Source organism: Duganella lactea (assembly GCF_009857505.1).
In the GTDB taxonomy this organism is placed as follows: Bacteria; Pseudomonadota; Gammaproteobacteria; order Burkholderiales; family Burkholderiaceae_D; genus Rugamonas; species Rugamonas lactea.
On sequence record NZ_WWCP01000045.1, the window covers coordinates 1 to 23369 of the forward strand.

21 protein-coding genes and 1 pseudogene are annotated in these 23369 nt (G+C 57.3%); 10 read left to right on the forward strand and 12 right to left on the reverse strand.

Annotation, left to right across the window (positions count from 1 at the left end; genetic code table 11):
- Positions 1-201: 201 nt before the first annotated feature.
- Positions 202-1317 carry an FAD-dependent monooxygenase gene (locus GTP44_RS23840; RefSeq protein WP_161021374.1) on the reverse strand — a complete coding sequence of 372 codons (1116 nt, stop codon included), beginning with the start codon at positions 1315-1317 and terminating at the stop codon, positions 202-204.
- A 44-nt stretch (positions 1318-1361) separates the two neighbouring features.
- The gene (locus tag GTP44_RS23845) at positions 1362-2582 is read right to left on the reverse strand and encodes a 4-hydroxybenzoate 3-monooxygenase (RefSeq protein WP_202424207.1); all 1221 of its coding nucleotides are present in this window, start codon (positions 2580-2582) and stop codon (positions 1362-1364) included.
- Positions 2583-3036: 454 nt separating this feature from the next.
- Here GTP44_RS23845 and GTP44_RS23850 point away from each other — a divergent pair, with 454 nt between their 5' ends.
- From GTP44_RS23850 to GTP44_RS23865, 4 genes are read left to right on the forward strand one after another with little or no spacing between them, the layout of a single operon-like run.
- Positions 3037-5238 (forward strand): TonB-dependent receptor, encoded by a 2202-nt coding sequence (locus GTP44_RS23850; RefSeq protein WP_371867310.1) that lies wholly within the window; start codon positions 3037-3039, stop codon positions 5236-5238.
- 9 nt (positions 5239-5247) lie between these two features.
- A complete protein-coding gene (locus tag GTP44_RS23855) occupies positions 5248-5952 on the forward strand; it encodes an ABC transporter ATP-binding protein (RefSeq protein ID WP_161021376.1) in 705 nt (234 codons plus the stop codon).
- Positions 5912-7396 (forward strand): DUF3526 domain-containing protein, encoded by a 1485-nt coding sequence (locus tag GTP44_RS23860; protein WP_161021377.1) that lies wholly within the window; start codon positions 5912-5914, stop codon positions 7394-7396. Before GTP44_RS23855 ends, GTP44_RS23860 begins: the two co-directional genes overlap by 41 nt.
- Positions 7393-8892, forward strand: coding sequence for a DUF3526 domain-containing protein (locus tag GTP44_RS23865; protein WP_161021378.1), 1500 nt, complete (start codon positions 7393-7395; stop codon positions 8890-8892). The genes GTP44_RS23860 and GTP44_RS23865 overlap by 4 nt, the downstream gene beginning before the upstream one ends.
- A 461-nt stretch (positions 8893-9353) precedes the next feature.
- Here the strand turns inward: GTP44_RS23865 and GTP44_RS23870 are convergent, their stop codons facing one another.
- From GTP44_RS23870 to GTP44_RS23885, 4 genes and pseudogenes are all read right to left on the reverse strand, one after another.
- Entirely contained in the window at positions 9354-9674 is a 321-nt protein-coding gene (locus tag GTP44_RS23870) for a hypothetical protein (RefSeq protein WP_161021379.1), read from the reverse strand.
- A 329-nt stretch (positions 9675-10003) separates the two neighbouring features.
- A pseudogene (locus tag GTP44_RS23875) lies at positions 10004-10874 on the reverse strand (IS5 family transposase); the annotation flags it as partial.
- 147 nt (positions 10875-11021) lie between these two features.
- A complete protein-coding gene (locus GTP44_RS23880) occupies positions 11022-11447 on the reverse strand; it encodes a hypothetical protein (protein WP_161021380.1) in 426 nt (141 codons plus the stop codon).
- Between the two features lie 115 nt (positions 11448-11562).
- Positions 11563-12168 carry a hypothetical protein gene (locus GTP44_RS23885; protein ID WP_161021381.1) on the reverse strand — a complete coding sequence of 202 codons (606 nt, stop codon included), beginning with the start codon at positions 12166-12168 and terminating at the stop codon, positions 11563-11565.
- Positions 12169-12810: 642 nt separating this feature from the next.
- Here GTP44_RS23885 and GTP44_RS23890 point away from each other — a divergent pair.
- The 3 genes from GTP44_RS23890 (at position 12811) to GTP44_RS23900 (ending at position 15622) form a co-directional block, all read left to right on the forward strand.
- Positions 12811-13206 carry a hypothetical protein gene (locus GTP44_RS23890; protein ID WP_161021382.1) on the forward strand — a complete coding sequence of 132 codons (396 nt, stop codon included), beginning with the start codon at positions 12811-12813 and terminating at the stop codon, positions 13204-13206.
- 254 nt (positions 13207-13460) lie between these two features.
- Positions 13461-13703, forward strand: coding sequence for a hypothetical protein (locus GTP44_RS23895; protein ID WP_161021383.1), 243 nt, complete (start codon positions 13461-13463; stop codon positions 13701-13703).
- Between the two features lie 893 nt (positions 13704-14596).
- Positions 14597-15622 (forward strand): IS5 family transposase, encoded by a 1026-nt coding sequence (locus GTP44_RS23900; protein ID WP_161021384.1) that lies wholly within the window; start codon positions 14597-14599, stop codon positions 15620-15622.
- A gap of 705 nt (positions 15623-16327) precedes the next feature.
- Here GTP44_RS23900 and GTP44_RS23905 read toward each other — a convergent pair.
- Positions 16328-17350: a DNA-binding protein gene (locus tag GTP44_RS23905; RefSeq protein ID WP_161021385.1), complete on the reverse strand. Its 1023-nt coding sequence runs from the start codon at positions 17348-17350 to the stop codon at positions 16328-16330.
- A gap of 214 nt (positions 17351-17564) precedes the next feature.
- Here GTP44_RS23905 and GTP44_RS28290 point away from each other — a divergent pair, with 214 nt between their 5' ends.
- From GTP44_RS28290 to GTP44_RS23920, 3 genes are read left to right on the forward strand one after another with little or no spacing between them, the layout of a single operon-like run.
- Positions 17565-18332: an abortive infection family protein gene (locus GTP44_RS28290; RefSeq protein WP_161021386.1), complete on the forward strand. Its 768-nt coding sequence runs from the start codon at positions 17565-17567 to the stop codon at positions 18330-18332.
- Positions 18333-18335: 3 nt separating this feature from the next.
- Positions 18336-19298: a tyrosine-type recombinase/integrase gene (locus GTP44_RS23915; protein ID WP_161021387.1), complete on the forward strand. Its 963-nt coding sequence runs from the start codon at positions 18336-18338 to the stop codon at positions 19296-19298.
- 24 nt (positions 19299-19322) lie between these two features.
- Positions 19323-20690: a hypothetical protein gene (locus GTP44_RS23920; RefSeq protein ID WP_161021388.1), complete on the forward strand. Its 1368-nt coding sequence runs from the start codon at positions 19323-19325 to the stop codon at positions 20688-20690.
- Between the two features lie 64 nt (positions 20691-20754).
- Here the strand turns inward: GTP44_RS23920 and GTP44_RS23925 are convergent, their stop codons facing one another.
- The 5 genes from GTP44_RS23925 to GTP44_RS23945 all read right to left on the reverse strand — a co-directional run bounded on the left by GTP44_RS23925 (position 20755) and on the right by GTP44_RS23945 (position 23327).
- Positions 20755-21501, reverse strand: coding sequence for a nucleotidyl transferase AbiEii/AbiGii toxin family protein (locus tag GTP44_RS23925; protein ID WP_229257057.1), 747 nt, complete (start codon positions 21499-21501; stop codon positions 20755-20757).
- Complete coding sequence (locus GTP44_RS23930) at positions 21483-21959, reverse strand: helix-turn-helix domain-containing protein (protein ID WP_161021389.1); 477 nt, start codon at positions 21957-21959, stop codon at positions 21483-21485. The genes GTP44_RS23925 and GTP44_RS23930 overlap by 19 nt, the downstream gene beginning before the upstream one ends.
- 68 nt (positions 21960-22027) lie before the next feature.
- Positions 22028-22471 (reverse strand): DUF4238 domain-containing protein, encoded by a 444-nt coding sequence (locus GTP44_RS23935; protein WP_161021390.1) that lies wholly within the window; start codon positions 22469-22471, stop codon positions 22028-22030.
- Positions 22472-23023 carry a DUF4238 domain-containing protein gene (locus GTP44_RS23940; RefSeq protein WP_161021391.1) on the reverse strand — a complete coding sequence of 184 codons (552 nt, stop codon included), beginning with the start codon at positions 23021-23023 and terminating at the stop codon, positions 22472-22474.
- Positions 22998-23327, reverse strand: a complete 330-nt coding sequence (locus tag GTP44_RS23945; RefSeq protein ID WP_161021392.1) for a hypothetical protein — start codon at positions 23325-23327, stop codon at positions 22998-23000. Before GTP44_RS23945 ends, GTP44_RS23940 begins: the two co-directional genes overlap by 26 nt.
- Positions 23328-23369 lie beyond the last annotated feature (42 nt).

Genomic DNA, 23369 nt, shown 5'->3' on the forward strand with positions numbered 1-23369 from the left:
CGCCCAGCTTCGTCAGCTTGGCTTCGCGCTCCTGCGCAGCAAAAAGGTTGGGTTTCATCATGGCAGAGTCGTCAAGGTTGATGCGCTGACATCATGCCACGGCCGGGCCGGTTTTTCGAGGCCCCCAACAGAAAAGGATCATCTATGAGGAAAAATGCCGTCAGGTAAGCGACCCGCGAACCTGACGGCACAACCCAAACGCTAAATAACAATGGCCGACTTGGCTTTATTAAAAGCCTCGAGGTAGCCGGGATCAGCTCTGTCCAATCCGACTATTTCTTGATTAATCTTAACGAAGGGGCGCATTCTAGATTCGTAGGAGCGGAAGGCTTCACCGAAGTCCCGTTCTTTTGCGCGCAGCTCGCTTGCAAGTATGTGAGCCCCTATCAGGGCCAGACTGGTGCCCTGGCCAGAGAACGGTGATGCGCAGTAACACGCGTCTCCAAGCAAGACGACGCGCCCATTCGAGTAATTGTCCATGTGGACCTGCGCAATCGGAGAAAAATAGAAATCGTCGGCCTGCAACATTTCCTGCATCAGTCTCGGGACGTGCCCGCCGATGCCTGCCATGCGATTTGCTGTTAGGTGCTTCTGGTCTTCAGCAGAAAAGCCATCACGAGATATCTCGTCGCTATTGAACCAGATGCCTGCTCGCAATGCGGAATTGTCCCGCACCGGGAACGCGAGATAATTACTGTCCTCGCTCCTGTACCAGTTTTGCCAGTGATCGAGGCCCATAAAATTTGGACAGGTGAACACGGCCAGGTACTGTCCCATATGCCTAACGTATCGTCGGTTGTCGCCGAAGGCGGCCAGGCGGACCTTGGAATGGAGTCCATCGGCACCTATTACCAAGTCAAATCTACGTGAAGACGATTTTTCGAAACTAACCTCGACACCATTTGTGTCTTGTTCCAAGCCTGTAACTGAGTCGCCAAATATTTCCTCAGAATTGTAACCGTCCCCGCCTCTGAGAAGAAGCATAATGTCGTCTCGCAATACCTCGATATCTGGGGACTCCAACGCGCCCGTACCCAACGTCCAGTCAGTGTTTCTTTCCAGTTCAACGCCATTGCTGTCTACGACGGACATACCGCGAACTCTGGTGCGAACAGCTCTCAACCCACCTAGGATACCCATCTGGTCGGCGACATCAAGAGCGGGTCCCCTCACGTCCACTGGCTGCCCTCCCATTCGGGGGGACGCGGCCCTTTCGACAACCGTAGTTTGCCATCCGTCCTTTCTCAACAGCCTAGCGATGGCAAGTCCAGCTACGCCCATACCCGCGATAAGTACGCTTGGTGAAGAAGTGTCCATTTTAAGTTCTTTCCATTTTGGTGATAACGAATAATTGGCCCCAATTAGGCCATGCCTGCAATTAATTCCGAATAGCTGCGAGCGGCGTTTATGGAACTAAACATGCGCTCAAATCGCGCTCGGGCCAGTTTCCTTCCAAATGCGCCAGCGTTGGAGTTGTCGCCAGCGTTGTGAAGCATATCTACCAGCGATGCGGAGAACTCCTGATAGTTCCATGTACGCTTTAGGCATACGTTGGAGTAGTTCTGCAATGCCTCGCCGCTGCCATGCTTAATCTGATCGGTCAATGCTGACGCAAGGGTATCAGCATCAAACAACGCCAGATTCATTCCTTTACCACCAACAGGGGAGATTATGTGGGCGGCATCGCCCACCAAATACAGACGACCGTAGCTCATTGGCTCGAACACGGTACTTCGCAGCGGAAAGACTAGGCGATCGTGTATGTTCCCTGCGGCCAATGCAGGCTCACCCATGCGCTCACGAAGAGCGGTCCAGATTCGTTCATCTGGCCAGTCAGCCTCGGTATCGTTGACCGAGCATTGCAAATAAAAGCGGCTGTGAGGGCCTCGCGGGAATTGTGCTGCGAAGCCGCTATCAGACATCGCCATCACTATTCTTGGCGGCACGTCGGCAAGCACGTTAAGCCACGCGACGCCATAGTCCCGACTCGTGGCGGTCAGCATCGATTCCGGAATACTCCTGCGGCTCACTCCGTGGAAGCCATCGCAACCAGCGACAAAGTCGCAAGTCAACTCGCGCGCGGCGCCTGATTTGTCAATGTACCGCACTACAGGCTTATCGGTGTCTAACCCGCTTAGCTGTACATTGCTCGATTCAAACCTGAGATCACCGCAAGCTTCCTTAAAAGCTCCAACCAGCGTCCTTACGAGCACTTGCTGGGGGCATAACCGCATTGCAGGAAGGTCATTCTCGTTGAACCTATTCTCGTCAAAGATATACGGAATCCCGTCAAGCCTAAACTCGGACCTGCCGTCGTACGGAGCGCCGACGTCCACTACTTTTCCCATGCCCCAGCGCTCAAACATCTTCACCGCCCGAGCTTCAACAGTGCCAGCACGCTGACGCTGCTCAAGATAGTCCAAGCTTCGCTGCTCTAGCACGATGCAACTAATTTTCTGCCTGACGAGAATGTTCGCTAGGGTCAAGCCAGATACTCCGGCTCCGATAATTACTACTGTGGTTGACTCTTTGTTTAGTGAAGACATTTTGTAGATCCGTTCCCGATTTTCGATGATTAACATCGTAGATCGGCATTAAGCCAAAATGTGCTCCTTACAGGCTAATCAGTCGTCCAATCCGGCCATTTGAATTTTCCAAATTTATTCGCCCCGACGATCTGCTCGACGTGCTTCAAGCCGAGTTGAACAGACGGCGTGTGCCGCCTGCGCGTCGCAGGAGCACAGGATGAGCATCATCGGCATGGCCATCGTCGCGTTCACCATCGCGATGTACCTCGCCGCGGTCTTTAAATCGCTGCAGCGGCCTAATTATTAATGCAATTTTATTGCGTTAAAGATCATGTCCATTTATGATGCAAGTTAGTTGCATTTAATAAATGTGCTCGATTTCCCAATCCTACCTACTCAATCGATGAAAACCACAATATGGCCTATGGCCCTGGCGATTTCGTTCGCGCTCGCTCCCGCCGCCTACGCTCAAACAGATGACTTAGCCGACGAACCAGCATTGCAGACTGTGAACGTCAACAGCATACGCCGCACGCTCGATCCGAACCTGCCAACCACCGTCGCCAGCAAAACCCGGGAGGAATTGCGCGAGCAGCAGAACATCTTCAATCCCGAGGATGCGTTGCGCAACATGCCCAGCATGACGATACGCAAGCGCTACAGTGGCGACCGCAACGCGCTGGTGGGCGGACGCAGCTTCTCCACCGTACAGGCGCCGCGCGCGCTGGTGTACATGGACGGCTATATGCTGTCGAACTTCCTGGGCCGCTTCGATGCGCCGCGCTGGAACATGATCGCGCCGGAGGAAATGAGCCGCGTGGACGTGCTGTATGGCCCGTTCTCCGCGCTCTATCCCGGCAATTCGATCGGCACCACCATCGCTGTCACCACCAGCCGTCCGAGCGCGTTTTCCGGCTCGGTCAGGATCGTCGGCCAGGACCAGGCCTCCGATCAATACGGCGTCAAGGACCACTACCGTAACTACCAGGCCTCGGCGCTGCTGGGCGAAAAGCTGGCGTCGGGCCTGTGGTACAAGCTGATGCTCAATCACCAGGACGCCACCAGCCAGCCGATGTCCTACTACGGGGCGAACGCCAACGCTGCCGGCGTGTTCACGGTGGCCGCCGGCGCGGCCGCCACGCCGGTCAGTGGCATCGTCTACGACACAGGCCCATACGGCATGCGGCGCGCCATCTTCGGCGCTAACACCGGTGCCATCGACCACACCATCCAGAACACGGCCAAGGCCACGCTGGGCTACGATATCAGTCCCATGCTGAGCGTCGAAGGCTTCGTGGCCTGGTGGGGCAACGACAGCGTCACGCGCAACCAGACCTTCCTGCGCGACGCCGCCGGCAATGTGGTCTGGTCGGGCCGCGTCACCGATGGCATTAATGTGTTCATGATTCCCGCATCAACCTTCGCGCCCTACACGCGCGATGAGCACCACGCCCAGGTCGGCCTGACCCTGAAGACGCGTAACAAAGCCGGCTGGAACACCAGCGTCTCTGTCGGCAGCTACCGCATCCTCGATGACGTGCAGCGCAATGCCAGCACTGCCGATCCGGTGGCCGCCGGCGGCGGCGCCGGCACGGCGGTGCTACGCGATGGCAGCGGCTTCAATTCCCTCGATGCGGTCGCCACCTACACGCCGGTCGCCGGCGACTGGGGCGGCGGCCTGCACGCCGTCACCTTCGGCCTGCATGGCGACGATTACAAGCTCCAGCAGGCGACCCTCAACACCGCCGACTGGCGCAACGCCAGCGGCAGCGAGGCCCAGTTCGTGGGCGGCCAGACCCGAACGCTGGCCCTGTTCGGGCAAGACGCCTGGCGCTTCGCGCCGCAATGGCAGGCGGTATTCGGCCTGCGCGCCGAAGCGTGGCAAGCCAGCGATGGCGTGCAGCGCGTGACCGGCGGCAGCACCGTTAACTATGCGCGCCGCAGCGAGCGAGCATGGTCGCCGAAACTGTCGCTGAGCTGGGACGTGGACGCCGCCACCACCTTGCGCGCCTCGGCCGGCCGCGGCACCCGCTTCGCCACCGTGACCGAACTATTCCAGGGCACCGCGGCGGGCAGCAGCATTACCGTCAACGATCCCAATCTGAAGTCGGAGCGCTCCACCGCGCTGGAGCTGTCGGCCGAGCGGCGCTACAGCCTTGGCAGCCTGCGCGCGTCGCTGTTCCAGGATGACATCCGCAACACCATCTGGAGCCAACTGAATCTGAATGTGTATCCCAACGTGACAAACGTCCAGAACGTCGGCCGGGTGCGCACGCGCGGGCTGGAACTGTTCGGGCAAATCAACCGCCTGTTCGTGGACGGCCTGAGCGCCGAGGCGAATATCGCCTACACCCGCTCAAAGATACTGGAAAACGACAATTATCAGCCCTCGGTGGGCAAGGATTGGTCGCGCGTGCCGCGCGTGCGTTCGGCCAGCACGTTGGTGTATGCGCCGTCCGATAACTGGAGCGTGTCGTCCACCTACCGCTATTCAAGCGCGCAGTACAACGAGATCAACAACACCGACTACAACAGCGATGTCTACGGCGCGGTCTCGCGCGTCAGCCAGGTCGACGTGCGGCTGTTGCTCAAGCCGCGCAAGGATACCGAGCTGGCCATCGGTGTTGACAACCTCAATAACAACCAGTCCTACCAGCTGCATCCCTATCCGGGCCGCACGCTGTTTGCCGAAATGCGCTATGCCTTTTAGGGAGCCCGCATGATACGCATCGAAAAACTGCACAAGCGCTACGGCGGCAGGACCGTAATCGACAACCTGGACCTGCACGTGCACGGCGGCGAGATATACGCCCTGCTAGGACCGAACGGCGCCGGAAAATCGACCACCATCGGCTGTGTGCTCGGCTTCGTCGAGGCCGACGCCGGATCGATACGCCTAGCCGGTTCATCGCTGCCGCCGGCGCGCGCCGCCGTGGAACACGCAGCCTACATCGCCGAGAACGTCGCTTTGTATGAACGCCTCACCGGCGTGGAAAACGTCGAGTTCTTCATGCGGCTGGCCGGCGTCAAAACCAGCCGCCGTCACATCGCAAGCCTGCTGGCGGTTGCGGGCCTGCCGGAGCACGCATGGCACCGGCTGGCCCAAAGCTATTCGAAGGGCATGCGCCAGAAGGTCGGCATCGTGATGGCGCTGGCCAAGGGCGCCAAGGTGCTGGTGCTGGACGAACCGACATCCGGCCTCGATCCGGAGGCCAGCGTGGCGTTCGGCGATCTGGTGCGCGAACTGGCCGATGGCGGGGCGGCGGTGCTGATGGCCACCCATGATTTGTTCAGGGCGCAGGAGCTGGCGGACCGTTGCGGCATGCTGGTGGGAGGCCAACTGGCCGGGGAATGGAAATTGGGAGAATTGAATGCAGGCGAACTTGAACGCAACTACCTTGACATCCTCGCCCGCAGCGCCTGAACGGCGCCACGGCGCACGGCGCTGGCTGCTGGCTTTTTCCAGCGCCTGGCTGGCCGACTGGCGCGAGCGCCGGCGCGACTGGCGCGTGTGGCTGGTGCTGGGCGTGGGCGTGGCGCTGGCGGGTTGCGCCGCTCTATTGTCATCGCTGGAACTGCGCGCAACGCTGGCGGCACGCGAGGACGCCCAACAGGCCGAGCAGCAGCGCTGGTCGCAACAGGGAAAAAAATATCCGCACGCAGCGGCCCATTACGGCGTGTACGTGTTCAAGCCCTTGTCGGCGCTGGCCGCGCTCGATCCGGGCATCGAACACTATGTGGGCACCAGCGTGTGGCTGGAGGCGCACAAGCAGAACGAGCTGGTCTACCGTCCGGCCAACGACGAGCCGGGCGTCAATCGCCAGTTCCGGCTCAATCCCGCGCTGGTGTTGCAGGTGGTCGCGCCGATGGCGATGATCTTTCTCGGCTTCGGTATGTTCGCCGGAGAGCGCGAGCGCGGCACGCTGGCAGCATTGCGCATCAATGGCGCGCCGCTCGGCGCACTAGCGCTGGCCAGAGGCGCGGTGCTGCTATGCCTGGCGATGGTGCTGGCCGCGCCGGCGTGCATCGTGGTGGCCGTCCTGGAATGGAGCATGGATGGCCGCAGCCCTTTCAGCGACGGCGCCTTGCGGGCCGGCCTGTTCGCGATCGGCTATCTGCTGTATCTGGCGATCTGGGCGGCGCTGATCGCGGCGCTGTCCGCCTTTTGTGCCAATTTGCGCACCAGCTTGGCCATGTTGATCGGCTTGTGGGCGCTGACCACGCTGGTGATTCCGCGCGCGGCGGTTGAACTGTCGCAACTGGCGGCGCCGCTGCCGACCATGCAAAAGTTCCGCGCCGATCTCGATAACGCGCTAAGCATGCCAGATGATCCGGCACAGGCTAGGCTCGACCAGCAGCAATTGCTGCGCGAGTATGGCGTCGCCGACGTCAAGGATCTGCCGGTCAACTGGGCCGGGATCAGCCTGCAGCGTGGCGAGAACCATGGCGACCAGGTGTTCGACGATTATTACGGACGGTTGTTCAACGCCATGCGGCGGCAGACCGCGGCGGCGGCGGCGGCCGGCTGGCTGTCGCCCTCGATGGCGGTCGCGGGCCTGTCTAGCGCGGCGGCGGGCAGCGACACCGATCATCACATCCAGTTCATCCAGGGCGCCGAACAGCAGCGCCGCGCGATACAGCTGGTGCTCAACAAGGCCATCACCGCCCATCGCGAACACGATGGCGTTCGCTACGACGGCGACCAGTCGCTGTGGAACCAGGTGGCGCCATTCCGCTTCGTGTTCGACGCGATCGACCTAGGCGGCCTGTTCCAACGCAGCTTGCTGCCGCTGCTGGCCCTCTTCACTGCAAGCCTGCTCTTGTGCGCGGCCGGCTTGCGTCATCTACGTAATGGAAATTTACGATGAAGCAGATTTTTCCCCTGATAATCTACGACCTGCGCAGCCAGCTGCGCGAGCGCGGCACGCTGGCGCTGATGCTGCTCAGTTTGCTGTTAGCCGCCTTCGGACTGTATGAGGGTGCGCGTTTCGCCGGCCAGAGCCGTGAGGCAGTGGCGGCGGCGGCGGGGCAGGAGGTGATGGCGCGCATCGATGCCAACACGCTAGCGCTGCGCTATTTCGCCAACCCGGCGGCGCCGGAATTCGCCGGTCTTCAATGGTATCGCACGCCGGTCGACGTGCGCGGCTATGCCTTCCGCGAGCATGTCGGCTTTGCGACCAAGCCGGCGCTGCCGGGCGCCGCGCTGGCCATCGGCCAAGCCGACCTGCTGCCGCCGTATGTGCGGGTGCGGGCCGAATCGATGGAGTCGGTGCGCACCGCGCTGGAGATCGAACATCCCGCAGTGCTGGCGGCCGGCCGCTTCGACCTGATGTTCTTCGTGGTCTATTTGTGGCCCTTGAGCCTGCTCGCCCTGAGCACCTCGGTGCTCACCCAGGACCGGGAAAGCCTACGCCTGCGCGCGCTGCAACTGCAGGGTGTGAAGCCGGGCCGCATGCTAGTCGCGCAAGTCGCCGCACGGGTGCTGGCCGCTACTGCCGTGCTGATCGCTTGCGGCATCGCTGGCGCGCTTGCGTGCGGCGCGGTGCCATGGAGCGCAGGCGGGATCGGCGCGCTGGCCGCCTGGAGCGGCGTGGTGTTGCTGTATTCGCTGTTCTGGGCGGCGGTCGCCATCGTGCTGTGCGCGGTCTGCGGCAACCGCGTGACCGCCGCGTTCGCTGGCTTCGGAGGCTGGTTGGGCCTGGCGATATTGCTGCCCGGCCTGCTGACCGCGTTGCTGCAATGGGCCGCGCCGGTGCCGCAACGCGAACGCTATGTGCAAGCCATGCGCGACGCGGCCGACCAAGTGGCCGCCGACAAGCTGAGCAGCCTGGCGCGCTTCTACGACAGTCATCCGGACTGGAAGCCGGCCGGGGCATTGGACAAGGTGTCGTCCAGCGTATCGCGGCTACAGCGCGCTCAGGAACTCGAACGAGTGATGGCCGGCGTCGATCGCCAATTCGAACAGACCAGGCAACGCCAGCAGCGGCTGTTTCAGGATTTGCTGTTATTGAGTCCGGTCACGCTGGCACATCAGACCCTGGCCACCATCGCGGGCAACGACGAGACGCGTCATCAGCGTTTTCTGGCGGAAGTGCAGCGCCATCAGCAGCGCCTGCGCGACTACTTCCAGCGCGTGATACAGCTGTCCGCGCTGGGCGACGAACGGGTGCCTTGCCCGATCACCTGCCTGGGCGGCTACGGCTTCCGCGATTTTGACCAAGTGCCGACATTCAGCGCCACGCCGGCGCTGGCCGAAACCACTGAATGGCGCAACCCGCTGCTGACATTCCCGTTGTGGATCGCCGCGCTGCTGGGGATGGCAGCGTTGTTGATGCGGCGCAGCCTGAACCCAACTGCCGGCTAGCCCAGCGTCACAGGCTCACCAGCAGCTTGCCGCTGAAATTGCGGTATTTGAGTTCGATCAGGGGGCGGTCAGTCCGACAAATGAATGCGTCACGCTGTGTTCGAATTGCAGACGGCCTTTCGCCAGTGCCTGCATTATTTGTCGGCCGTCGGCGCTAAGGCAGCTACAGTTGTCGTAAGTGTGTAAAGCCACGAGCTCCACGTCGTGCAACGGCAGCGCGCGCCCGAACGGCACGCATGGCCAATATTCCAGCGGTCCTTGGATGCAGACCATGTGTTCATTGGCCGCCAGGCGGTCAACTGGCCGGCACGCGGCGCGTCTACGCAGCCTATCACGGCGTAGACGCGTGCGTCTTCAGGCAGCGCGCGGTCCTGCGCCAGCGGTCCGGCCAGGAACCGCTGGCGCTCAGTCCACGCAGACGCTGCTTATTTCGCTCATACTGGGGTCGTTGGCAGAGAAGATCATGGCCTCCGAACTGATGCGTCATCTTCCGACGTCGTTTTGCGCCATGGTGCCCCCGGATGGAAGTCTACATGTCCGCCCAGAGCATTCGATACATGGGTTCTCAGAGCGGAGCCATCGTTGAGCCAAGCGGAGAACCAGCCAAAAGTTCCGCAGACCAGAATCACGACAAAATCAACGGTCTCCGAAACTGATTGCGGCATGTCACTGGAACGATGCCGAAGCCGGACATAATCGGCCAGCATCATGCAGCAGGCCGATACCAGCAGCGTCAAAAGTGCATACCACGCGAATTGAGTCCTGTCGATGGTCGACATCATGGTTTCCCAGTGCGGCCTAACGGAACAAGCCCGTTCCCGGCGCCCGGGAACGGGCAGCGGCACGCGGCATTGCCGGGTCTATGTCACGCACTTATCATAAATTAGCGCTGAATGTCTGCCTTGTTCTGCAACTTTGATCCTAGAAGCCTTTATTTTGAAGGAAGAAATTGAGTTTTTCAGGGGCATTTTGCATGCATGCATTTATGGACCCGACACCTTTTGCAAGCCCCTTTTTGTAAATCGAAATGGCTTGCATGCATGTATCCGGCTTCCTGACCATTTCGTTGCCCAGACGTGCCAGTTTCGGCGGTCCGGGCGGAGCTCGGGCGTCAGAACGCCACGATCTTGGCCTCCTTCAAGTAAGAAAAGCGCTGCAAGTTGTAGGCGGTGGCCTTCCAGTTCAGATGCAGCGTGGCGCGCGCCAAGCCTGTCGAGCGCAGCACCTTCCCGCCCAGTTGCGCCAGACCGGCAAAGACATGCTTCACTCGGGCACGCGGCTTAGCGATGCGCTTGTTGCACCGCTCCTGCGGCGCTCCTGCGCCTCGGACAGCGGCTTGTCCTTGCTGCCTTTACGCTGGATATGCATGCGCCAGCCTTGCCCTTTGAGCCGTGCTTCCCGTTCGCCATCGACATAGCCCTTATCGGCATAGATATCGCGGCTGGTGTTGCCCGGATCAATCACCGTCTCGAAGTGCAATGTGTCGTGCTCGCTGGCGGTGCTGATCTTGATCCTGCGAATGAGTTTGTAGCGCTTGTCGGCATTGGCCGAGAGCTTGTAGCCGAAATAGGACTTGCCGTGCTTCTTAGTCCAGCGTGCATCGATGTCTTTTTGTCGCCGCTTCGCGGGCTTCCAGTCGGCCGGCATCGCGTTCTCGCTTACGATGGCCTTTTCTTCCTTGTTGATCGACTGCTTTGGCGTTGGCACGCTGCTCGCATCGATCATCTGGCCACCGCGTGCCATAGCCCGACAAAACGCTGGAAGCTGAGGCGGTCGAGCAGTTGGAATTCCATCTGCTCATCGCTCAGGTTAAATAGCTGTTGAACCAGCAGCACACGCACCATCAGTTCGGTGGGAAATGGCGGGCGACCACCGCGCTCGCGGCTGGGGCGCGGCGCGGCATGATAGACCGACGCGGCCAACGCCGCAAAGTCAACATGCTGCTCCAGCAGCCGCAACGTGTCGCCAAGCTCGTTGAGCTTCGCTTCAAGTTCTTGGGAGGCCTCGAATAACCTGTTTTCCGAAAATCGCTCTTTTACGAATCAATGGCTCAGAAGGTGCGCAAGGATGAAAAAGAAGGTTTCTCGAGGTGCCCTATACACCACACGAACTGATGCAGACACGTCGCTTTAGCGCCGTTTCAACAGCAAGCTGCTCTTTGATGTTGTTCTTTTATAATGATTAAAGATCGTTAAAGTTCCCGATATCTTGTCCGACTCAATCTTGCCAGAGAATCTTTCAGTTTCCAATACAGCCGGAGAGTCATTGGGGGCTGAAAAAGAAATCGTTTGATTGATCGATGAGTAAAAAACACCATATATTGGCGTACCTAGCTTATCGCAGGGGCCATCTGCGTGAGTAAATATACCGATAACTTGGTCTTCCCTTGCTGTATTACTGAGTTTCCATAAGCGCAGAGCGTAACCATCGCAATCTCCGCTTTCGTTACCTCGAGCGATATTCGAAAATTCTCCCATAAACGACCATTTTGTATCACCAGCGAGAGCGCTAGTCGCTACAAAAAATAATAATGATAGTGCAATTATTTTTTTCATATTTTAGATCTCGTATAATCTGGATTTCATAAAAATATATTTTAGCCTAGATAATGCTAGTCAATGAGATGACTAGCACGATCAGAATTTTGAAAGTCCAGAAAAGCTATAGGTATCAGCGCTTGGGAAACACTTCGAAGTGTACATGAGTATTCTGCGACGGCCCTAGGTCGCCTGAGGGCCTCCATTCACCACCCGGTGTAGTTCGCACGAAGTTGCCCATAGGGCCTTCGACAAAGCGGATGTTGTCATTTGCCTTAGCAGCATTCTCAAGCACCGTAGCTAAAGCAAGACCTTCGCCGGTTGTACCGATATGCACGCCATTTGCGTAATTGATATCAACTGCGTTGCCAACGCCATGGTTAGATTTTGCATCGTGACCATTGGTCGTCGCCGAAATATTGATACTCGTGATGTTATTTACCGAATCAATAATGCTATTAAATCCAGTTAACAACGATTGAGTAACGAGACGATCTGCGTTTGGGTCAAATCTTACGCTAGCATGAGCAGTCGAGGTAATGTGGACCGTTCTAGCTTCCGTGGTAGGGAAGAAAACGCCCGGGCCGCCAATATCGTCCGGTTCGGTATTATAATGCCTTGGACCTTCGTCATGCTCGTGACGTTCATGGTTTCCAGAGGGGGCTGCACCTGGGTCGTAATTGTTGTTATAGATAGGGTCCGAAGGATCCGGGTGACCAACAATAATGATTTGTTCCATAAGATTATTTTAAATATAAAATAGGCTAGATTTCGATTGATTTGGCGATTGGATTTACCACACTCTCCAAAGTCAATATTTCCACAATAGCATAAATTTTAACAAAGAAAATTCATCTACTTGAATCACCACCTCACCCCTCCTTATCGCCAGATTCAGGGGCACCTCGAAAAACCACCCCAGCTCTGGCATGATATCGGTACCCCGGTACTGACCTGATTCCAATGATCAAACACAGCCTGTTTGCCGACCAGGAGCGCGAAGCGAACCGATGTTCGATGTGTTCAATATCGATGAAATGCGCCGCGCTTGGGAACGCTGGCTCACGCCTGGTTAGCAAGCGGAGCTGCCGCGCAACCCCTATGAGAGCATCAAGATCGCCACACTGGAGGTGGCTTTTCCGTTTTCTGCAAACGATATTTCTTCGCTGCGCGTGCCATGTCTGGCAGCATTCGCAAAGGCGCCGATGAGATGGGAGCTGCAAGGAGAGGTAGACCGGTTTGAGGCCCGCCTGTCACTGGAACCCTATTTGATGTACGTCGACCTACCGAGCAGAAAAGCACCCGCTGTGCTTGATGGCAGGATCGGCGTCGGACTTCCGAGAAATTGCCCAGCCCCGCCAGAGGATGGCCGTCACTCGCGGTGAATTATTATGCCAACGATTTTATGGCCTCGATCAAAGCAGTCGCCCACCTCCACAAATTATCGAAGAAGGCAAGTTCAGGCGCGAAGGCAATACATTCACTCAACTATTTGCCACAGCTAACTGCAACGCAGTTTGACCAGCTGATTGCAAATCGGTCAGCCGACGCGCTGGGTATTTATGATGTGGGGCAGGGTAGCGCTGTGGCGCTTTGTAAGGCCCACTCGACTGGACAACCTTGCCGTATGCACCAGCCGGATGAACGCGCGTACGAAAGGGCGGTGATTTTGGGGATCGGTCGGATGGTCGAGCGCCAGCTGGGCGACGCCGCCGGCAATCGCGCGGGCCTGGTCATCCGTGAGGGAAAAGGGTGGGCGTGGCATGCGGTGTCCTGAAATCGGTATTAGTACATTAACAGGTATATTTATACCTGTCAAAACATACCATTTACCTTAAATGGATTAAGGTAAATGATTTAGACAAACGGCCGGTTGGTTTCACGCTCGGATTTTTTACCGATTTTCAATGCTTCGGCATGCGTACTTGCCGTTTCGAGTAAAAATTCTTGCAATATATCACCCACAAGATATAGTGTCTTCAGTATTAAATTTCACTACATATAGTAACCCAGCTTATTTATGGAGGTTTTATGACAAGAAAATCTACAGGCGGGAAGGTCGCGTCGACAGCTGGACGCACGTTGTCGAATCCAAATGCGTCTGCCATCCAGCGCAGCTTGGCCGGCAGCGCCCTGGCGCAGGCAGGAACCAACAAGGCCACGGGCAAGGCGATGGAAGCGAAAGCGTCGGGTGCCCTGCATAACCCGAATTCCAGCGCGACCACAAAGCATCTGGCCGGCTCGGTCACCTCGCAATCGATCAAAAAACGCTGACGGCCGTCGCTACTCCGCCAAACTGAGTACACAGGACGGGACTCGGTTCCTCATGCTGATCGAGAACATCGACGCCTGGATATGCCCACTTGTGAGAAAGGGAGAGAATGTTTGGCTGTAGAATGCGATACCGTATTACTTTGGCCACATAAATTTCCTATTTGCAAAACCGGGCTGCCAGCACGACGATAAAACAGCTAGTCGGCTACGTGACGTCGCAAGACATCAAGAAGCGCTAACGATATGGCGCTTGATGAGCGAGCATGAGCTTTACGAAGCTCGTACTTACTTAAAGATCGAGATGCTGAAAGCTTACCTAAGTGGGAATATTGGCGAATATAGGTACACCAAGCGAAGTGATCGCACACCGACAGTGATCGCACACAACAACCGTTTACAGGATGAAGAATCAGACATTCCCGAGCAAGCTGCGGGATAGGGCAAGAAATACCGTACGCTTCGGGGAAGACGCGAAGCCATTGTCCGCGCTGGGAGTAGTCAAAGTCTTTGACCATCCCCGTTGAGCCCAACGTAGTGCGGTGGCCAGCGTCGCTCGACGTCGCGGCCTTAGTCAGGCGAGCTTTTAGCGAATTTGGAAACTATAGGCCGAATATTCACCTAACTCTTAGGCCGACGTAGATTCAAAATAACGTAATTATGCGGCCGACATCGTTGAAACACTAAGATTGCTTAATTGTCTAGTTCCGTGCGATCATATCCCTCGTCGCAGCTGGCCTTTGTTTCGCGCTAAGGCCATACTGGAGGAACTGATCGCTGAGCTGCCATCACGATCAGTAAGTCATCGTAAGGCCGCATAAAAGTTTAGACGGGAACCTCGAAAAACCGCTCCAGCTCTGGCATGATGTCGATGCCCCGATTCTGACGTGATTCCAATGATCAAACACAGCCTGTTTGCCGACCAGGAGCGCGAAGCGAAACTCAACGAGCTTGGCGATACGCTGCGAGTGCTGGAGCAGCATGTCGATTTCGCGGCGCTGGCCGCAGCGGTTGACGCTGCTGCGCCGCGCCCCAGCCGTGAGCGCGGTGGCCGGCCACCATTTCCCACTGAGCTGATGGTGCGCGTGCTGCTGATTCAGCAGCTCTTCAATTTGAGCGATGAACAGATGGAGTTCCAACTGCTCGACCGCCTCAGTTTCCAGCGTTTTGTCGGACTGCGCCACAGCAGCCAGATTCCCGACCGGACTACGATCTGGACCTTCAAAGAACGCCTGATTCAGGCTGGCGCCAGCGAGAGTATTTTTGACGCGGTCAATCGCCAGTTGTCGATCCACGGCTATATGGCGCGCGGTGGCCAGATGATCGACGCGAGCATCGTGCAAACGCCCAGGCAGTCGATCAACAAGGAAGAAAAGGCTATCGTGAGCGAAAACGCGATGCCGGCCGAATGGAAGCCCGCGAAGCGGCGCCAGAAGGACATCGACGCCCGCTGGACCAAGAAGCACGGCAAGTCCTACTTCGGCTACAAGCTCTCGGCCAATGCCGACAAGCGCTACAAGCTCATTCGCCGTATCAAGATCAGCACTGCTAGCGAGCACGACACCTTGCACTTCGAGACGGTGATTGATCCGGGCAACACCAGCCGCGATATCTATGCCGATAAGGGCTATGTCGATGGCGAACGGGAAGCACGGCTCAAAGGACAAGGCTGGCGCATGCATATCCAGCGTAAAGGCAGCAAGGACAAGCCGCTGTCCGAGGCGCAGGAGCGGCGCAACAAGCGCATCGCTAAGCCGCGTGCCCGAGTGGAGCATGTCTTTGCCGGTCTGGCGCAACTAGGTGGCAAGGTGTTGCGCTCGATTGGCTTGGCGCGCGCCACGCTGCATCTGAACTGGAAGGCCGCCACCTACAATTTGCAGCGCTTTTCCTATCTGAAGGAGGCCGGGATCGTGGCGTTCTGACGCCCGAGGTCCGTCCGGACCGCCGAAAATGGCCAGCGCGGACCACCGAATGGCCATAAAACTGGCACGACCAAGGCCTGAATCGCCGCTTACGCAGGGGCTTTTTTAGCACTCGCTCCCGAATCTCAGGTTATTCGAGGTGCCCTAAAGTTTGGGTCACATTAGCCGCCAAACAAGTTCGTTGACAAAACCATTTGGATCATGCACCAGCGGGACAACAATCATGTCAAACTGACTAGCTAAACCTTGAGCACCCAGTTCTGAATATTGTAACGGGGCGTCACCTGTGTAACGGAAGTGGAGTGGATTTCTTCATTGTAGTCGGCTTTAAATAAACGCTAATTCACCCTAGTGTGCCTCCAGTCGGTCGAAAATTCCAGCCATCCTTTCTGAGAAAAATTATTAGGCTATTTGGCAATTTTCTTAATTGCTTTGAGCGATACAAGGCGACAGAATTAGATTTGTAATGCATATTTACATGATAAAGAAACATAAAGGAGACAAAGTACATCGTTGCCAAGACTGGCGCACACCTTTGGCCGCCTGTTTATCTACATATAGGCGAATTCATTAGGAATAGTTACGCCTATTTTCGAGCGCTTGGCTATGCAACGTAACAGCCATATCAATCTGAATAGGGCGCTGCGGGACACAAGCTGTTTGTCAGGTTCGGAATCGGGTGACTAGTGGCATAGACGCGCTCACTCATCGGACTGCCCCCGAGTTGGCAGATGACGTTGCGATCTTGTCGAAATAGCTTCGCAGCTGCTCTCCAACTTGCTCCTGTGCTTGCAACTTGGCATTGGCATGCGCGAGCGAAATTTCGAGTTCGCGTACCTGCATATTGGTATCTTTTAGCTGCTCGGATAGGAGTTCGGTTTCGGCGATTTTACTGGCAAGTTGGCGCTCGGTGTCAGCGGTGTGCAGCTGCTGTAATTGCAGCGTTTCTACTTTTTGCTCCAGCTTACGTCCCAGCGTTAGTTGCTCGTAGAGCGACTGTTTAGTGTGAGCCAGTTCGGACACCAGTTTCGCGCCTTCCTGGTTCAGGCGAGTGGTTTCGTCTTGTTTTACGGCGATCGTCTGCTGAGTCAAGCGCAGTTCGGCCTGGACTTGCTGGATCTGGTGCTCGTGGCGCCGGATATCGGCGTCACGCTGCTCTTTTACCGATTGACGATAGTGCTCCAGCGCCTGGCGCGCGTGTAGGTGCTTCTCTTCCAGGGACTGACGATGCGTTTCATTTTCTGCAAGGCGCTGCTGAAGGTCTGATACGTGCTGTTGGGCGATCTGGCGTTCCGTCGATTCCCTTTGTTTTTCGGCGAGGCTGGCCACCAACTTGTCTGCCTGCTCTTGTAGAGCATCTTCCAGCTCCAGCATCCGTGCCCGCAACTGCGCACTGTCGTTTAATGCAGCCTGCAGCGACGCCGCTTGTTCGGCCGCCTTTGTGTCTGATACTGCCAGTGCTGCCGCTATGCGCTGGTGTGCTTCGTCCTCTAGCCTGGCAGCCAGACGCTCGACCAGGTCCTGTAGAGCTTCGCTGATCGAGGTGCGCTTGCCGCCGGCGCCGCCGTCTTCGGCTGCGAGCTCCTTGAGATATTTGTGGATGGTGGTTTTAGAGCCGGTGTTCCCCAAGGCGACGCGCACCGCGTCGACCGACGGGTTGTTGCCTTGTGAAATCAGGGCGTCACGCGCCTTTTTGACGTCGGATTTATACAGTCCGATGCGAGCCATGGGTTCTCCCGAGAGCGAAATAGGATAATATATTACGTACCACGTTATTGCATACTATTATATATCTTTTTTCAAGCCAATTTGCGTTTGAATTTTACATCGGATAACATCGACTTATCCGGTGTGACGCTCAAAATCCACCGTTTTTTGACGCCTTGCCTGTAATTTTGCCGCTGGCCAGCTGCATTGATGCTTTGTTGTGGAGGTAGCGATAGTGACGCTCGACGAATACACCAGTGATTCAAAAAAACGCGGTGCGCTGATCCTCGCGCTCCGGGCTGCGATCATCAGCGAGTTCACGGGGGAAGACTGGCGTGAGTTCGGGCATTTGTCCGGGCATTCCGACTACATCCAGCGTCACGACCGGCTACTGCGCAGCTTGCATTGGCGAGACCCTGATTACGGCGACTGCGTCCTGCAAGCGCTTGAGCGTTTTGCCCGCGAGGGCTGGGACGTTGTGGACCAGCTCATCAATCATCCAAAGCTGACCAGCCACCTGTTGACGGCGATCCCGAACCTTTCGATCTTTGTGCGCAAGGATCTTCAAAGTGTCCAGACAGAGGCGCCCCCCAGCCTGTCGAGCGGCGGCGTGGTCATGCTTGCACTCAATGATGCCGAGCATCTGATGCGTGTCAGCGGCCCGGTCAGCGCGGTCGACCGCCTTCACACGGCGCTGCACGGCTATTTTCGAAGCCTGTGCGTTGAGGGAGGGATCACGGTGGCCGATGATGCCTCGTTGACTGCACTGTTCAAGGCCTTGCGCACGGCACACCCGATACTCAAGGACCTGGGCTCGTATGACAATGACCTGGTGCGCATCCTGCAGGGTTTTGCGAACGCGATCGACGCCATCAACTCCCTGCGCAACAACGGCAGCATCGCGCACCCGTTCGATGACCTACTGGGTGAACCTGAGGCCCACCTGGCCGCCAACGCGACCCGAACAATATTCAACTATATCCAGGCCAAGGTAGGCCACTGATCCATGTCAAAACTCGATCAATACATCGAAGCGGCGACGCGAGACAACACCCGTCAGAGCTACCGAGCCGCCATCGAGCACTTCGAAGTGCAATGGAAAGGCTTGCTGCCCGCCACGGCCGACGGCGTGGCCCGCTATCTGGCGGAATATGCCGATACGCTGGCCGTCAGCACCCTGCGGCAGCGTCTGGCGGCGCTCGCCCAGTGGCACAACGCACAGGGGTTTCCTGACCCAACCAAGGCACCCATCGTCCGCCAAGCCATGCGCGGCATCCGCGCGCTGCATCCAGCACAGGAGAAGCAGGCGAAGCCCTTGCAGCTCGATGAACTGGAGCGCGTCGTTGGTGCGCTCGATCGCGCGCTCGACGCCGCCCGGTGCGGGAACGACCGCGCCGCCGAGCTGCGCAGTCTGCGCGACAAATCACTGATCCTGCTAGGATTCTGGCGCGGATTTCGCAGCGACGAACTGAGTCGACTGCGCGTTGAACATATTGAGGCCAGCGCCGGCGAAGGCATCAGCTGTTTCCTGGGGCGGACCAAGGTCGATCGACAAAATCTCGGCAGCACCTTCCGCGCGCCCGCGTTGTCGCGCCTGTGTCCGGTCGAAGCCTATTTGGAATGGATCGGCGCCGCGCAGCTGACCGCCGGCCCGGTCTATCGAGCAATCGACCGCTGGGGCCATGTCGGGGAAAATGGCCTGCATATCGACAGCATCGCGCCGCTGTTGCGGGCAATGCTGAAAAATGGAGGCCTGGCTGCGGCTGGCGCATACAGCGGCCATTCGCTGCGCCGGGGCTTCGCGAATTGGGCGGCGTCCGATGGCTGGGACGTCAAGAGCCTCATGGAATATGTAGGATGGCGGGACATCAAGTCGGCGTTACGCTATCTCGATGCCTCAGTCTCGTTTGCGAAGGACAGGATGGAGCAAGGCATGATCCGTCGTGTGCACGAGCTAAATAAACCGTAGCCTGTAAATTAGAAAAGGATCGAGATGAGTGATGTGGAATCCTTGCGTCTGTCTGACGCCGACGTTCGCAAACTCAAACACGCTGCGACATTGTTGAACGCGCTGGCCGGAGACTCGGAGAAGCTCGATGTACTACTGGAACTCCAGCAGTATCTGGCACAACGGATTCGCTCGCGCGAGCGCGTCATTCTCAGGGCGCGTAAGATCGAGACAAAGCTGCGAACCTCGTTGCGCAGGGATCGCCTGGAGCGAGCGGAATCGAAACGGGTCAAGCAGGTGCTGGAAGACTGCTTCGTCCTTATCGATGACTCTCGGCGTTGGATCTTTCTGTGGAAGTGTTTCGGAGATGGCGCGGCATGCGTTTATCAAAGCCCTTATAATTTGAAATTGCTCCTTTACGATCAGCACTACAAGGTCAAACAGGAGGCCGGCTTCATCACCGGCAAAGAGGGATTTGACCTCGAATGGGAGATTCTGGAAGCCTGTATCCAGAACAGTCACCCTGTTGTCCTGTCTGACCTCACGAACATGATCCGTATAGGAGATGTGTGCTTGTTGGCCGGCCCAGATCCTTTGCCAATCGAGGTAAAAAGCAGCAAGACATCAGGAGCGCGCGCGGCCAGACAGCAACAGCTTTTGAAGGAGATAACGGCGTTTTATCAAAACGACGGCGCCGAAAAGTTCAAGGGGTTGCACAACGTCGAGCGTCTTGCGATGCCTGATGGTCCGGATTATCGAAATCTAATGAACGATTGCATTCGCCAGGCCCGCGCCAACGGATATTCCATCATATCGCCAGAGCCAGGGCTGCATTATGCAGCCGTGACAGCGATAGACGGGATGGAGAAGCTTGATCAGTTGGTGCGCCCATGGGTCTTGCCCCGTATGCTCACCGCCGATCCAGGCTGGGTACCGTGCTTACCATTTACGCTAACGCTTGAGCAGGACAATCTGATTCCTTTCATCGCGGGGAAGGTGGCGGTCTTCGTGATGATGGATATGGAACATTTGAAGTCGCTATTTCTCCAACACGGGAGCCACGCCACGATGATCATGGACGGCCAGAGCGCAATCCAATTATGCATCGATCCGAGCGACTTGATGCGAGGTGTGGTTCGTGTTAGCGAAATGCACTTCGGGCGAGTGGCACTGGAATTTCAGTCCTTGGCATGGTTCGCGAAAGAGAACGCGATCAGCAAACATGAGAGGGAACAGTCAATGACCCTTGAGGAATTGGAGGCGTTACCGAAGGATAGCTATTGCTTCGAGATCCCGGAGGCTTGGGGGCAAGTGCGAGATTTCTATGCTGACGCACTGCGCGGCATTGCACCAAATGGCGATGATCAAGGAGAAGAAGGAATACGGGATTCAACTTTTAAATCATCACCTTAACGCCGTTTTGGCGAAAAAAACAAGGCTCTCGGTCGGCGCATTTTTTGCGGCTGCGAGTAGCGCATCAGGGGGCCGGACTTATTGGTTCGTCGGACGCATCTCCGTCGGCCCGAGAGTCGGCGCGTCCCGGATCTGGTGCTTCAAGCATGGCGGTCAGTACGCCTTTTAACGTATGGCTTGCCTGGTCAAAGGTCAGGTGGAAATTGAGCGCATCGACCGCGTCGAATTGCTGTTTCAACTGGGTGTATCGCTCGTCGAGCTGCTGGAATACCGCTGTCGCGTGCCGGGTCATAAACTTACGCTCCTCCATCAGCACCTCGGGTTCGCGCTCCGCGATCAGGGCAAAATCGAAGATGTCGCGCCCCGTGATGCGATCGCCACGGTGCCACATCTTTTTTGCGATGATTTCAACCGAGGTTTCGACCCGAACTTGATGCCCCAGGATCGTCTCGATTTGAAATCCCGGCGCGGTCAGATTTGGCGCGGCCACGAAGTCGATCTCACCCTCAGGCAGGTACAGCTTGACATAACCTGCCGCCTCCACGTAGTCGGTGGTGATGGATTCGGCGACATCGCTTAGCCTCGGCGTGACGAAGCCGAGCGACTGCGGATCCGGAACAAAGATGTCGATGTCCTTGCTGAAGCGGTGGCCATAGCGCAGCATGAGCACGGTACCGCCGCCGAAGGTCCAGAAGGGATCATCGCGGCCGTGCCTGGCGATCTCGCTGATCACCTTCAGCGCTTGGGAGAACAGCGTCTCCCAGGTATGGGGAATACCCGGCGTGCCCACCATCACCAGACCGTTCTGCATACTTTCCACTGTTTCGCCCACAGGCTGAGGTTTTTCATGATTTTCTTCGCGGGCACGTCGGGTGTGGCCGCCTCGGCGACCGCTTTCACCACAACCGGCAATGGCGTCTCATCGAGTAAGGCCATCAAGTGGGGCTGGAACTGTTCCGGCGCCTGGCCGGAACGCAGCACCATCGAAAGCATGTCCGGCGTCATCACGTCCCGGTAGCTGGTGCTGATGCTACGCGCGGCGACCGTCAGCGCGCTTTTCAGGCCCGAGGGTTGCACGGTCTCCATGTCCAGGCCGAGAATGTCCATCACCGCCTTCAGCTTGGTGTAGCCAAGGTCCTTCAGTGTGCCGTTCTCCAGCTGGTTGATCGTCACGCGAGACAAGCCGGCGAATTTGGCGACATGCTCCTGCAGCAAGCCAGCTTGAATACGCTTGCTGTGGATTTCGCCGCCGATTTGGGCCAGGTTCATGGCGCAACTCACTTTATGTTAAGTATATTTAACATTATAGCGCAAATACCCCATTTTCCAAGAAGGTTTTATGGCTGGGGCCGCCGTAGATGCCGCCTGATGAATTCCTGGTGCCCGCCATGGGCCGCATAGACGTACTTCATGGCTTGGGAAACGGTCTGAAAATTGAGCTGCCTGGCCAGCGTTGAAACGGGCATACCCGTGAGATTATCGCCCGTGGCCTGCGCGTTAAACGCGAAAAACACCTTCCGGGGGCTCAAGGGGAGCGCCAGCAAAAAATTGCTTTTCATCGTACCGATGTAGATCAGCGGCTTGTCGCCAATGCACAGGTCCACCGTGGAATGGGTGAAATCCTGGGTCATCCAGATTGCGTCGCGGATCGCGTTGGTCAGGTTGGGGGCCGCAACAAGTTGCGGCAACACTCTCGGACCGATGTCGTCAAAGATTTCCGGCCGGTTGTTCTCCACGAATTCGAGTAGCGTGCCCGCCGGGTCAGCACCGCGCACCGCCAATTATTCATCGGGACGTTCCGCCAGAGAAGCCCGCAGCACCTCGCCGCCGCGCGCGCGGGTCAGGTCGACCATGTCCGGCCCGCGCACCATGAGCGAAACCAGGAACCGCGTCCAGGCGTCGACCTGGGCACCGGTCAACCGGTCGATGCCAAGCTTCATGATCGCCTGATACGCGTCCGCGCCCGGCGTATCGACCTGCGGCGTAAAAAAATCACGTTCGATCCAGTTGGCATCCGCTGACGTCTTCAGGCTGTAGAGCTGGAAAAGCTTGGCGACGGCATTTGCGGAATACCTGCCGTGTTTGAGCCTGTGGAAAGCCCAATAGTACGACGACAGGCGATTGTCGGACAGCGAACACCATGCAGCAAGCAGGAAACGAGGAACGTAGTGATGGAAGTCATATGCGGCTATACCAAAGTATATCTGACCGATCGCTACAGCGAACGCAATGAACCGGCGATGAAGGCCCGCGTCTCTGTCGCCCATCACTGGCCTTTGGTAAAGCGCATTGGCTCCAACGTCATCATCATTTTTTGACCTGCCGAGGGTCACGCGTGACCTTCGACGGGTCAACTGTGACCCGTATTGGGGTCATCTCTTCTTGCGTTCGCATCGACTGACGTAGCTGCTGAATGGCTTGGTTGAAGTCGCTATCAACGTGTTCGTTTTCTGGCATACCCGCATCGACGGCAGCAGCCATCTTCGCAAGGGACGTCTTGAGAGCCGCAGAAAATTCCTTCGGGTCGGTCCGCAAGCCAAGCATCGCTCCATATTCCTCCACCTGTGCCTGGTACACGTCCCACTCAACGAGCTGCGTTCTGTAGTCGCTGAACTGGTCACTGTTTGCGACGTACAAGAGGGTCGGCCGGGATTCGTGTAAAAAAACTCAAATCCCTTC

What these genes read in the sequence shown, in the direction of transcription:
- GTP44_RS23840 (WP_161021374.1), bottom strand. Translation starts at nt 1,317, where the DNA reads ATGGACACTTCTTCACCAAGCGTACTTATCGCGGGTATGGGCGTAGCT.
- GTP44_RS23845 (WP_202424207.1), bottom strand. Translation starts at nt 2,582, where the DNA reads ATGTTAATCATCGAAAATCGGGAACGGATCTACAAAATGTCTTCACTA.
- GTP44_RS23855 (WP_161021376.1), top strand. Translation starts at nt 5,248, where the DNA reads ATGATACGCATCGAAAAACTGCACAAGCGCTACGGCGGCAGGACCGTA.
- GTP44_RS23865 (WP_161021378.1), top strand. Translation starts at nt 7,393, where the DNA reads ATGAAGCAGATTTTTCCCCTGATAATCTACGACCTGCGCAGCCAGCTG.
- GTP44_RS23870 (WP_161021379.1), bottom strand. Translation starts at nt 9,674, where the DNA reads ATGATGTCGACCATCGACAGGACTCAATTCGCGTGGTATGCACTTTTG.
- GTP44_RS23880 (WP_161021380.1), bottom strand. Translation starts at nt 11,447, where the DNA reads ATGAAAAAAATAATTGCACTATCATTATTATTTTTTGTAGCGACTAGC.
- GTP44_RS23885 (WP_161021381.1), bottom strand. Translation starts at nt 12,168, where the DNA reads ATGGAACAAATCATTATTGTTGGTCACCCGGATCCTTCGGACCCTATC.
- GTP44_RS23895 (WP_161021383.1), top strand. Translation starts at nt 13,461, where the DNA reads ATGACAAGAAAATCTACAGGCGGGAAGGTCGCGTCGACAGCTGGACGC.
- GTP44_RS23900 (WP_161021384.1), top strand. Translation starts at nt 14,597, where the DNA reads ATGATCAAACACAGCCTGTTTGCCGACCAGGAGCGCGAAGCGAAACTC.
- GTP44_RS23905 (WP_161021385.1), bottom strand. Translation starts at nt 17,350, where the DNA reads ATGGCTCGCATCGGACTGTATAAATCCGACGTCAAAAAGGCGCGTGAC.
- GTP44_RS23915 (WP_161021387.1), top strand. Translation starts at nt 18,336, where the DNA reads ATGTCAAAACTCGATCAATACATCGAAGCGGCGACGCGAGACAACACC.
- GTP44_RS23920 (WP_161021388.1), top strand. Translation starts at nt 19,323, where the DNA reads ATGAGTGATGTGGAATCCTTGCGTCTGTCTGACGCCGACGTTCGCAAA.
- GTP44_RS23925 (WP_229257057.1), bottom strand. Translation starts at nt 21,501, where the DNA reads ATGCAGAACGGTCTGGTGATGGTGGGCACGCCGGGTATTCCCCATACC.
- GTP44_RS23930 (WP_161021389.1), bottom strand. Translation starts at nt 21,959, where the DNA reads ATGAACCTGGCCCAAATCGGCGGCGAAATCCACAGCAAGCGTATTCAA.